Here is a 10,368-nt window from a genome sequence, read left to right as displayed (position 1 = left end):
AGGTGCCGGTGACGGTTTTTATGCGAACTTGTCGAGCAGGGCGGCCAAATGCGCCGCCGCCGCTTTCGCTTCCTCGGGATCGGCCGCATTGCCCGTGTGCGTGACGATGCTCGCCGTGAGCAGCTGCACGAACGAGCGGTCCAGCGCCTTGCGCGCGGCCGCCATCTGCTGGGCGACGGCGTCGCAGTCGGACGGCGCGTCGGCCAGCGCGATCAGTTTCTGCACGCCGCGCAGCTGGCCCTCCACGCGCGCGAGGCGGTTCAGCAAATCCTTCTTCTGCTGCGCCGTGAGGGCACGGCCTTCGACGATCTTGAGGGGTTCGGCCATGGCGGCGGAACTCCTACGCGACCTCGTGCCCGCGCGCGGCGCGCAGGATCGTGAACCAGTCCGCGCGCGACAGCTGGAACGTCGTGCCGGCGACGGCGACGGCGATCGCCTCGGCGCGGCCGCTGCCCGTCAGCGGAATTGGGCGCGACGGCAGCTGCATGATCCACGCGAAGACGACGCTGGCGAACGGCTGGTGCAGGCGGTCGGCAATGTCCTTGATCACGAGGCGCAGGTTCTCGGCGTTCGCGTCGTTCGACGTGAACAGCCGGCCGCCGGCCAGCGGCGACCAGATCATCGGTGCGACGCCGACGTCCTGCAGGCCGTCGAAGGTTTCGTCGAACATCGGCGCCACGTGCAGCGGCGAGAATTCCACCTGGTTCGTCGACAGCGCGACGCGGCGATCGAGCGCCTCGAACTGGTGGCGGCTGAAGTTCGACACGCCGAAGTGCAGCACCTTGCCATCCTGCTTCAGGCGCGTGAACGCCTGCGCGATCTCGTCGAAGTCCATCAGCGGGTCGGGACGGTGGATCAGCAGCAGGTCCAGATGGTCCGTGTGGAGCTGGCGCAGCGATTCCTCGGCCGACGCAACGATGTGCGCGGCGCTCGTGTCGTAGTGCTGGATGGTGTGCTGCGGACGCTTGTTGGACAGCAGCTTGATGCCGCACTTGCTGATCAACTGGATGCGGTCGCGCAGCGAAGGTTGCGCGCGCAGGGCTTCGCCGAACAGGCCTTCGACGCCGTAGTTGCCGTAGATGTCGGCATGGTCGAACGACGTGACGCCCAGCGCGATGCACTGCTCGATGAAGGCGATGCGCTGCTCCACCGTCATGCCCCAATCGGCCATGCGCCACATGCCGGCGACGATGCGGGACAGTTCGAGACCGCCGCCCTTGCGGGTGGCGATGCGCGGGCAGGACAGGTCGCGGGGCAGGGCAGGTGTCATCGTTCTTCTTTCAATTGCACGTGCCGGTCGTGGTAGGGTGGACGGCTCGCCGTCCACGCGTTCAACCAGCTTGTATATGGACGAAACATGCGTCCCGAGGATTCAGACTCCTCTTGAACGCGTGGAGTCATTGAGTCCGGGGGACTCAATGACAAGCCGTCCACCCTACGATGTTACTTGATCCACAAACGCATCGAGTCCCACGCACGCCCGAAGATCGACGCTTCGCGCACTTCTTCCAGCGTCACGACCGGCAGCGCCAGCAGCGGCTTCCCGTCGACCATCATGTTCAGCGTGCCCACTTGGGTGTTCAGCGCCAGCGGCGCGACCAGCGGATCCTTGCGTTGCAGGACCGGCTTCATCTTCTGCGCCACGCCCTTCGGCACGGTCACCCACACGTCGTTCGGGAAGCCGATCTTCACGGTGGACTGCGAGCCCTTCCAGATCTGCGGCGTCAGGATCGGCTGGCCCTTCGAGTACAGCTTGACGGTGTCGAAGTTCTGGAAGCCCCAGTTCAGGAGCTTCTGGCTTTCCGCCGTGCGGTTGCCGTCCGACGTGGCGCCGGACAGCACGGAGATCAGGCGGCGTTCGCCGGCCGGACCGTTCGGACGGTGCGCCGACGCGATCATCGAATAGCCCGAGGCTTCCGTGTGGCCCGTCTTCAGGCCGTCGACGGTCGGGTCGAGCCACAGCAGGCGGTTGCGGTTCTGCTGCTTGATCTTGTTGTACGTGAATTCCTTGATCGAGTCGATCTTGTAGAACTGCGGGAAGTCCTGGATCTCGTGCGAGGCCAGGATCGCCAGGTCGCGCGCGGTCGAGTAGTTCTCCGGCGACGGCAGGCCGTGCGGATTGGCGAAGTGCGTGTTCTTCATGCCCATGCGCTGGGCCGCGCGGTTCATCAGCGTGACGAAGGTCGCTTCGTCGCCGCCCACGGCTTCGGCCAGGGCAACCGCGGCGTCATTGCCGGACTGGATCATCAGGCCGTACAGCAGGTCCTGGATTTTCACGGGGGTGGCCGGGTCGATGAACATCTTCGAGCTGCTGTTGTCGACCTTCCACGCATGCACCGACACGTTGACCATCTGGTCCAGCGTGATCTTCTTGTCGCGCAGCGCCTCGAAGACGACGTAGGCCGTCATGACCTTGGTGAGCGATGCCGGTTCGATGCGGGCATCCGGATCCTGCGACGCGACGACCTGGCCGCTGGTCGCGTCCAGCAGGAGCCACGAACGGGCGGCGATTTGCGGGGCCGGCACCTGCTGCGCTTGGGCGGCCGACATCAGGAGGGCACTGGCGGCGAAGGCCGCGATTAGCTTTTTCATGGAAGACAATTCAGAAGTGAACAGTGAACGATGCTGCGATGGCAATGCCCGTAAGCATTGCCTTGAAAGAAGATCGCATCATTATAGGCCAGCGTTCGGCTCAAATGTCACGCCGCCACAATTGCGCGACAAGATTTTTAATGTGGACGAGCTTGCGGTGGAAAAAGTGGTCGGCGCCGGGGATCACGGTCACGGGGATGTCGAGCGGGCGCGCCCAGTCGAACACGTGCGCGAGCGGTATCGTATCGTCAAGTTCGCCGTGGATCAGGATCGTGTCGGCCGGGACCTCCGGCATCGGCCACTTGCCGGCCGCCGTGCCGACGAGGGCCAGGCGCTCGGCCGGACGGCCCTGGGCGATGAGGCGCTGCTGCAACTGGGCCTGGACGAACGTGCCGAACGAGAAGCCGGACAGCGCGTACGGCAGGCCCGGATGCTGCGCGATCATGTGGTCGAGCATGACCTCCATGTCGTCCACTTCGCCGCGGCCTTCGTCGTGCACGCCTTCCGATTCGCCCACGCCGCGGAAGTTGAAGCGGGCCGTGACGTAGCCGAGGCCGACGAAGGCTCTAGCCAGCGTCTGCGCGACCTTGTTGTCCATCGTGCCGCCGTACAGCGGGTGCGGGTGCGCGACGAGCGCGATGCCGCGCGGGGTGCCGTCCGGTTCGTCCAGCAGGCATTCCATCTTGCCGGCGGGGCCGGTCAGGTAAAACTTGTGTGAATTCTTGTTCATTGCTGCGTCGTTCAGATCTTCAGGCGTTCGACCACTTCGCCCTTCACGATGTGATGGTCGATGATGTCGTCGATGTCGGCGTTGTCCACGTAGGTGTACCACGTGCCCTGCGGGTAGATGACCACGACGGGGCCTTCCTCGCAGCGGTCCAGGCAGCCGGCCTTGTTGATGCGCACCTGGCCCGGACCGTTCAGGCCCAGTTCCTTGATGCGCTTCTTGGCGTGCTGCTGCGCGGCCTCGGCGCCGCTCTTGCCGCAGCTGGGGCGGCAGTCCTTGCCTTCGCGTTCGTTCAGGCAGAAGAACACGTGGTGTCGATAAAAGGGTTTGTCGTCGTTCATGTCGATTCCGGATGAGTGGGCGGCCATGCCGCCGCGGTCGGTCGTAATGATACGCCCTAATCAGGGCCGGTTCAGCCGGTGCGACGGCAGCAGCAGGAACCACAGGGCGATGAAGGGCCAGGCCATGCTGAGGAACTGGGCCGCGCCGTTGAAATTCAGGAATTTACCCTGCTGCCAGGCCTGCAGGGTGGAGACGAAATACGGATTCGCCGGGATCGTATTGACCACGATGAGCGACAGCATGAGCGTGGCGATTGCCAGCCGGCGCTGCGCCACCTGCGGCGCGAACGCGAGGCCGGCCAGCATGATCAACCCGATCAGGAAGCCGCCCTCGGCACCAGGCGTGATCCAGACGAGGGCATTCGCGGGCGCGAAGAACAGCGAGCTTGCGAGCGTCTTGACGACGAGGCCGACGGCGGCGAGGGTCAGCATCAGCGGCAGCCGGGGCGCGTCGCGGCGCGTCAGGCACAACAGGGTGAGCGCCGCGCCCGTCATGCCGCACGCAGTGATGATCGTTTCGGACAACCAGTACTGTTCGACGCTCATCGGCGCATCGCCGCGCAGCATGGTCACGAGGTCGATGTCCGTGTCGAGCCATTCGGACAGCCATTCCGACAGCAGCGGCAGCACCTGGCCGTTGCCGAACAGGTAGTTCTGCGGATAGACCTGCGCCAGCGGCCACAGGGCGACGAGAACCAATCCCTGGCTCGCATGCGACGCGAACCAGCGTTGGCGCAGCTCGTACAGGCGGCCGCGGTCCAGCAGCATGGGCGCGAACCAGGCGCCGAGCAGCGCCCCGGCCAGGCAGCCGCCCGCGTTGGTCAGGAGGTCGAGGTTCGACGGTACGCGCGTGGGCAGGTAGTTCTGCACGACCTCCATCGTCCCGGACACGAGCAGCCCTGTGACGGCCGCCACGACGACGGCCCACGTGCCGCGCACGGCCGGATGCAGCGCCAGCACGAGCAGCACGCCGAACGGCATGTAGCCGACGATGTTGACCATGACGTCGAAACCGGTCCACCAGCGCGGCATGTGCTGGGTGAGGAAGGCGAACGGCGACAGCCCGCTGCTGCGCCAGCCGGAGAACGGATACCAGCTGGCGTAGACGATCAGCAGCAGATAGGCCAGCAGCGCGGCGCGCGCGACGGGCGACGCGCGCGGGCCGGCCGCGTCTTCCGTATCGGTCATCGGCGCGCGGTGTCGACGGTGGCGGGCATGCCGGCCAGCCAGGCCACGATGTCGGCCGCGACGGCATCGGTGCCGGCGGCGAGGGCGCGCGCGCCGCCGGCCGCATCGGCGCTGGCCGCGGGGATCGCGCGGCGGAAGCTGCGCTGGTCCACGAGCGCATGCCCGCGGAACACCGACGCGCGCACGGCGACGACGCCCGTACTCTGGCTCACGCCGCCGAAGTCCTGCATGAATTCGTCGACGTCGATGCGCAGCAGCGGAATGCCGGTGGAGGCATCCGTTTCGGACAGCACGCGCGCGCCTGCCTGCGCGAGCCGCGTCTTGAAGCGCTGGGTCAGGAGCTGCAGCGGGTTCGCCGTCCAGCGGCTGTTGGCATAGGTGCGGGCCTGCAGCGGGTCGGCATAGCTCAGGCGGTAGAACATGCGCTCGTTGTCCAGGGCGGTCGAGCCGGTGACGTCGGTGACGACGACGGGGCCGAGCGCGCCGGGCGCCGGTGCCTGCGCCGTCGGGGGCGCGGCCGGACCGAAGTCGAATTGCGTGGTCGGCTGGCCCTTCTGCGAGGCGCAGCCGGACAGGATCAGCGCGCAGGCGGCGGCGATGATGAAGCGGGTCGGATGCATGATCGCGGGATTCCTCATTTGGTCGGGGGGGCGAAACCAGGTTCGCCCGGGCCGGGTTCGGCGGCCGGGCCGCCGAACAGGATGCTTTGCGGGCGGTCGCCCAGGTTCGTCACGGTGCGGCGCACGGCGCGCAGCGACGTCTTCGCCTCGTCGGCCATCTCGACGACGTGCGGCAGGGTCTGCAGCTCGAGATCGGCCGTCACGCCACCCAGCGAATCGATGGCGGTGCCCGCGCGTTCGATCGGGCCGCCCGGCGCCTGCAGCGTCGTAGCGAGGCGGTCGTAGTTGCGCACGGCGGCGGTGGCGCTCGTCGACAGCTCGTTGACGGACCCCATCGTGCGGTCCAGTTTATCGGTCAGCGCGGGCAGGCGCGCCAGCGTGGGCTGCAGCTGGCCCGGGATCTCGGCGTACGCGGCGGCGGCCTTGTTGATGCTGTCGAAGGCGCCCGTGATCTTGTCCTGGTTTTCCTTGCTGAGGACATTGTTCAGGCTATCCGTGATGCGCTCCGTCTTTTCCAGGATCGCGAGGCCGCGCTTCTCGAGCTGGTCGAGCAGGCCGGGACGCAGCGGGATGCGCGCCACATGGCCCTTGTCGCTCTTCAGCAGCGGCGAGCCGGTGCGGTCGTCGTCCAGCTGGATGAAGGCGATGCCCGTCACGCCCTGGTAGCCGAGCGAGGCGAACGTCGTCGTCGTGACGGGCGCGCCTTCCTCGATCGAGAGCTTGATGAGGATCTGGCCCGTCACGCGCGGGTCGAACACGATGTCGTCCACGCGTCCCACTTCCAGGCCGCGGTAGCGCACGGCGGCCTGCGGGTTCAGCCCGGGGATGGTCTGCGTGGTGGCGATCTCGTACGGATGCGTCGTCGTGCGGTCGCGGTTCAGCCACAGGCCGATGAGGACAGCGGCCACCAGCAGCGCGACCGTGAAGAAGCCCGTCATGAGGGCATACGATCTGTTTTCCATGTCAGTCTTCCGACTCCTTTCTTGCGATGCGCTCTTCCAGCACTTCCAGCGCCCGCTGGCCGCGCGGGCCCAGGAAAAAGTGTTTGATGAAGGGGTGAGGCACACGCAGCACGTCGCACGACGGCCCCACCGCGATCACGTGTTTTTCCGCCAGCACGGCGATGCGTGACGACAGGGCGAACAGCGTGTCCAGGTCGTGCGTGACCATCACCACGGTCAGATGCAGTTCGCTGTGCAGTGTCTGGATCAGCGCGACGAAGGAATCCGACAGGTCGGGGTCGAGACCCGCCGTCGGCTCGTCGAGGAACAGCAGTTGCGGCTCGAGCGCGAGCGCGCGCGCGAGGGCCGCGCGCTTGATCATCCCGCCCGACAGGTCGGACGGCATCTTGTTCGCGTCGCCCGGGCCCAGTCCTACCATGTCCATCTTCAGCAGCACGGCGTCGCGGATGACGTCCTCCGGCAGTGCGCGCAGCTCGCGCAGCGGCAGCGCGATGTTGTCGAACACGGTCAATGCGGAATACAGGGCGCCCTGCTGGAACAGCATGCCCCAGTGGTTGCGCATGCGCTGCAGCTGTTCCGGGCTGGCGCTGCTGACGTCCTCGCCGAACACGCGCACGCAGCCGCTGGATGGACGCTCCAGGCCGAGCATCTGGCGCAGCAGCACGGTCTTGCCCGTGCCCGAGCCGCCGACGATCGACAGGATCTCGCCCGCATAGATGTCGAGGTTCAGGTCCTGGTGGACGACCGTGCGGCCGAAGCGCGTCCACAGGTTGCGGATCTGGACGACGGGCGGCCCGACGTCTTCTTCCGGCTTGCGGTTCAACTGCTGCGGCGGGCGCTGGGGCTTGGGAACCGGCGGCGGCAGCGGGGGCGGCGTGTCCGGCGGTGTATTCGGCTTGGGGTCGTGGTCTTCCATCATCAGAATCCCACTCCCGAAAAGACGATCGCGAACACGGCGTCGGCCAGGATCACGACGGTGATCGCCGTGACGACCGACGTCGTCGTGCCGCGCCCGAGGCTTTCCGTGTTCGGCTTGATGCGCAGGCCGAAGTGGCACGACACGAGCGCGATCAGCATGCCGAAGGCGACGCCCTTGCCCAGGCCGATGGTGTAGTTCACGATCGGCACGGCTGACGGCAGCTTCTGCACGAAGTAGCGCATCGTCAGGTTCAATTCGACCTTCGCGGAGACCATGCCGCCGATCAGGGCCATCGCGTCCGTCCACACGACGAGCAGCGGCATCGCGAGCGCGAGCGCGATCACCTTCGGCATGATCAGACGGTAGCCGTGCGAGATGCCCATCACGAGCATCGCATCGAGTTCCTCCGTCACGCGCATCACGCCCAGCTGCGCCGTGATCGACGAACCGGAGCGGCCCGCGACGAGGATCGCCGCCAGCAGCGGGCCCAGTTCGCGGATGATGCTCATGCCGAGGATGTTGACGAGGTAGATGTCGCCGCCGAACATGCGCAGCTGCTGCGCCGACAGGTACGACAGCACGACCCCGATCAGGAAGCCGACGAGTGCCGTGATGCCGAGCGCCTGAAAGCCGGAGTGGTAGACGTTCGCGGAGATCTCGCGCCATGGCCCGGACAGCGGATGGCGGAGGAAGCGGCCGATGTCCTGCACGACCTGGCCGATCAGGATGATCACGCTTTTCAGGTGCTCGAAGAACTTGAGGACGCCGGCGCCCAGCGTGATCACCCATTGCAGGCGGCTCTGGCGGGTGCGCGGCAGCGCGATCTGGCCGGATTTTTCGATGCGCTGGAACAGCTCTTCCTGGCGCGGATCGAGTTTCAGCTGCTCGGGGCGGCGCTTGCCCCAGGAACTCCAGAACAACTGGGCCCCGATGTGATCGAGGCTGGCGATGCCGGACAGGTCCCACACGACCCGTTTGCCGGCGAGGGACTTCATCGTCTTTTCGATGTCCTTGAAGCCTTGCCGGGAGAACGCATGCACCTGCCATACACCGCGTGCCACCACGGACTGCTCCGCGCCGGTCGGCTCGATGGTTAATGTTGGCGCATTTTCAATCTGCATTGCGGCAGTGTAAAAGAGATTCGCGACCGCCGCCACCAACGTTACGCTAGCGTGCCGCAGAGCGTACGCTGGCGCACATTGCCGTGTTTACGCCGCCAGGTGGCGCACCTGGCGCTCGGGTGCGGCGGCCTTGGCCTGCGTCTTTTCGGCCGGCTTGTGCGTGCTGCCGGCGTAATCGCTCGCGACGAGGGCCGCGGCGGCATCTGGCGGCATCCCTTGCCGCTGCAGCCACGCCTGCACCAGTTTGGCGAGGCGGTCGAGGGCGATGCGGTGCGTCGCATCGAGCTGCGTGTACATCCAGTCCGAGAACGCCATGAAGTTGGCGAACGGGCGCTCGCCCAGCAGCACCTTGACCGTGTGGGCGAAGCGGCCCGAGTTCGCGACGAGGTCCCAGTAGCGCGCGAAGCGTACGAGCCGCTGCATGGTGGCGAAGTCGATGCGGTCGGTGGCGAGCACCGTGTAGGGCGGGTACGGGTCGTACACCATCTTGTAGGGTGCCGTGTGGCGGATGATCGGCGTGCCGCGCAGGCGCTTGAGGATGCCGAACTGGATCTCGTGCGGGCCCAGTGCGACGAGCCGGTCGAAGCCGCGCGCGAAGGAGTCGACGTCTTCGCCCGGCAGGCCGGCGATCAGGTCCACGTGCAGGTGCGCGTTGGACTCCATCGTCAGCCAGCGGATGTTGTCGGCGGCCTTCGCATTGTCCTGGCGCCGGCTCACGAGGGTCTGCACTTCGGGGTTGAAGCTCTGGATGCCGATCTCGAACTGCAGCGCGCCGGGCGGGAATTGCGCGATCGTCGTCTTCAGCGCTTCCGGCAGGTGGTCCGGCACGAGTTCGAAGTGGGCGTAGACCGGGTCGTCCGGATTGGCCGCGATCTTATCGAGGAAGAACTGCATGATGCGCTGGCTCGTCTTGACGTTCAGGTTGAACGTGCGGTCGACGAACTTGAACAGGCGCGCGCCCCGCCTGTACAGCGCGTCCATCTCCGCGAGGAAGGCCTCGATCCCGAACGGCCACGCCGTCTTGTCCAGCGACGACAGGCAGAACTCGCATTTGAAGGGGCAGCCGCGCGAGGCTTCCACGTAAATGGTGCGGTGCGCGATGTCCTCGTCCGTGTAGAGCGCGTAGGGTAGCGCGATGTCGGCCATCGGGGGCTGGACGCCCGCATGCACCTTCATGATCGGTTTCGGTCCGTTGATGATGTCGCCGCACAGCTTGGGAAAGGTGACGTCGCCCCAGCCGGTGACGACGTAGTCCGCCAGGCGCACGATCTCCTGGTCGCTCGTCTCGTACGAGACTTCCGGCCCGCCCAGCACCACCACCACCTCGGGCGCGACGCGCTTGAGCATCGCGACGACCCTCGTCGTCTCCTCGACGTTCCATATATAGATGCCGAAGCCGACGATGCGCGGCTGTTTGGCCAGCAGGCGTTCCACGACTTCCGTCGTCTTCGCGCCGATCACGAATTCCATCAGGCTCGTTTGCGGCTGCAGGTCGCCCATGTTGGCCAGCAGGTAGCGCAGCCCCAGCGAAGCGTGGGCGTAGCGGGCGTTGAGGGTGGCGAGCAGGACGGTCATGACGGTGCGGGAAGGACGGCAAAGCGCCCATTGTACGCTGACGCCGTTCGGCAAGCGTGCGCCTCTTGCGGTTCGTTTTCGGCGCTGGTATCATTCGGTCCCTCGTCGAAAATGACAGGCCGTCAAACGGTTCTGAACGCTTCGAAGGGGATCAAAAAGAAGTTGACGATGACCGCGAAACACTGCATAATCTCGCTTCTCTGCTGCTGACGAACACAACGATTCGCAAGCGCAGCAAGGCAGTACCGAATACAGAGTTCTTTAACAATAAACAGTCGATAAGTGTGGGCGTTTGATGAGGTGCCAGTATCGCTTCGGTGATG

The 10,368-nt window shown here is 66.0% G+C and carries 12 protein-coding genes; all 12 read right to left on the bottom strand.

Annotated features, from left to right (window positions below; all coding sequences use genetic code 11):
• Positions 1–18: 18 nt before the first annotated feature.
• The gene (locus NX784_RS28510) at positions 19–327 is read right to left on the bottom strand and encodes a metal-sensitive transcriptional regulator (RefSeq protein ID WP_166864544.1); all 309 of its coding nucleotides are present in this window, start codon (positions 325–327) and stop codon (positions 19–21) included.
• 13 nt (positions 328–340) lie between these two features.
• The gene (locus NX784_RS28505; protein WP_258820049.1) at positions 341–1,270 is read right to left on the bottom strand and encodes an aldo/keto reductase; all 930 of its coding nucleotides are present in this window, start codon (positions 1,268–1,270) and stop codon (positions 341–343) included.
• 173 nt (positions 1,271–1,443) lie between these two features.
• The gene (locus NX784_RS28500; protein ID WP_258820048.1) at positions 1,444–2,592 is read right to left on the bottom strand and encodes a D-alanyl-D-alanine carboxypeptidase family protein; all 1,149 of its coding nucleotides are present in this window, start codon (positions 2,590–2,592) and stop codon (positions 1,444–1,446) included.
• A gap of 100 nt (positions 2,593–2,692) precedes the next feature.
• On the bottom strand, positions 2,693–3,322 hold the full coding sequence (locus tag NX784_RS28495) for an alpha/beta hydrolase (protein ID WP_258820047.1): 630 nt from the start codon (positions 3,320–3,322) through the stop codon (positions 2,693–2,695).
• Between the two features lie 11 nt (positions 3,323–3,333).
• Positions 3,334–3,660, bottom strand: coding sequence for a (2Fe-2S) ferredoxin domain-containing protein (locus tag NX784_RS28490; RefSeq protein ID WP_166864532.1), 327 nt, complete (start codon positions 3,658–3,660; stop codon positions 3,334–3,336).
• A 60-nt stretch (positions 3,661–3,720) separates the two neighbouring features.
• Positions 3,721–4,848 (bottom strand): VanZ family protein, encoded by a 1,128-nt coding sequence (locus tag NX784_RS28485; RefSeq protein WP_258820046.1) that lies wholly within the window; start codon positions 4,846–4,848, stop codon positions 3,721–3,723.
• Entirely contained in the window at positions 4,845–5,468 is a 624-nt protein-coding gene (locus tag NX784_RS28480; protein WP_258820045.1) for an ABC-type transport auxiliary lipoprotein family protein, read from the bottom strand. Before NX784_RS28480 ends, NX784_RS28485 begins: the two co-directional genes overlap by 4 nt.
• 14 nt (positions 5,469–5,482) lie before the next feature.
• Entirely contained in the window at positions 5,483–6,430 is a 948-nt protein-coding gene (locus tag NX784_RS28475) for an MlaD family protein (RefSeq protein ID WP_258820044.1), read from the bottom strand.
• 1 nt (position 6,431) lies between these two features.
• Positions 6,432–7,349, bottom strand: coding sequence for an ABC transporter ATP-binding protein (locus NX784_RS28470; protein WP_258820043.1), 918 nt, complete (start codon positions 7,347–7,349; stop codon positions 6,432–6,434).
• Complete coding sequence (locus NX784_RS28465; protein ID WP_258820042.1) at positions 7,349–8,470, bottom strand: MlaE family ABC transporter permease; 1,122 nt, start codon at positions 8,468–8,470, stop codon at positions 7,349–7,351. The genes NX784_RS28470 and NX784_RS28465 overlap by 1 nt, the downstream gene beginning before the upstream one ends.
• An 87-nt stretch (positions 8,471–8,557) precedes the next feature.
• A complete protein-coding gene (locus NX784_RS28460; protein WP_258820041.1) occupies positions 8,558–10,045 on the bottom strand; it encodes a B12-binding domain-containing radical SAM protein in 1,488 nt (495 codons plus the stop codon).
• A gap of 122 nt (positions 10,046–10,167) precedes the next feature.
• A partial coding sequence (locus NX784_RS28455) for a hypothetical protein (protein WP_258820040.1) occupies positions 10,168–10,368 on the bottom strand: 201 nt, incomplete at its 5' end.

Origin of the sequence: Massilia pinisoli, from assembly GCF_024753285.1 — a bacterium.
In the GTDB taxonomy this organism is placed as follows: domain Bacteria; phylum Pseudomonadota; class Gammaproteobacteria; order Burkholderiales; family Burkholderiaceae_D; genus Telluria; species Telluria pinisoli.
The sequence above is the reverse complement of the archived record's forward strand: the minus strand, read 5'-3'. Positions and strand labels throughout refer to the sequence as shown.

Bases quoted from the DNA above. Each gene is read 5' to 3' on its own strand.
- NX784_RS28465 (WP_258820042.1), bottom strand. From the start codon at position 8,470: ATGCAGATTGAAAATGCGCCAACATTAACCATCGAGCCGACCGGCGCG.
- NX784_RS28510 (WP_166864544.1), bottom strand. From the start codon at position 327: ATGGCCGAACCCCTCAAGATCGTCGAAGGCCGTGCCCTCACGGCGCAG.
- NX784_RS28480 (WP_258820045.1), bottom strand. From the start codon at position 5,468: ATGCATCCGACCCGCTTCATCATCGCCGCCGCCTGCGCGCTGATCCTG.
- NX784_RS28475 (WP_258820044.1), bottom strand. From the start codon at position 6,430: ATGGAAAACAGATCGTATGCCCTCATGACGGGCTTCTTCACGGTCGCG.
- NX784_RS28470 (WP_258820043.1), bottom strand. From the start codon at position 7,349: ATGATGGAAGACCACGACCCCAAGCCGAATACACCGCCGGACACGCCG.
- NX784_RS28500 (WP_258820048.1), bottom strand. From the start codon at position 2,592: ATGAAAAAGCTAATCGCGGCCTTCGCCGCCAGTGCCCTCCTGATGTCG.
- NX784_RS28460 (WP_258820041.1), bottom strand. From the start codon at position 10,045: ATGACCGTCCTGCTCGCCACCCTCAACGCCCGCTACGCCCACGCTTCG.
- NX784_RS28495 (WP_258820047.1), bottom strand. From the start codon at position 3,322: ATGAACAAGAATTCACACAAGTTTTACCTGACCGGCCCCGCCGGCAAG.
- NX784_RS28490 (WP_166864532.1), bottom strand. From the start codon at position 3,660: ATGAACGACGACAAACCCTTTTATCGACACCACGTGTTCTTCTGCCTG.
- NX784_RS28485 (WP_258820046.1), bottom strand. From the start codon at position 4,848: ATGACCGATACGGAAGACGCGGCCGGCCCGCGCGCGTCGCCCGTCGCG.
- NX784_RS28505 (WP_258820049.1), bottom strand. From the start codon at position 1,270: ATGACACCTGCCCTGCCCCGCGACCTGTCCTGCCCGCGCATCGCCACC.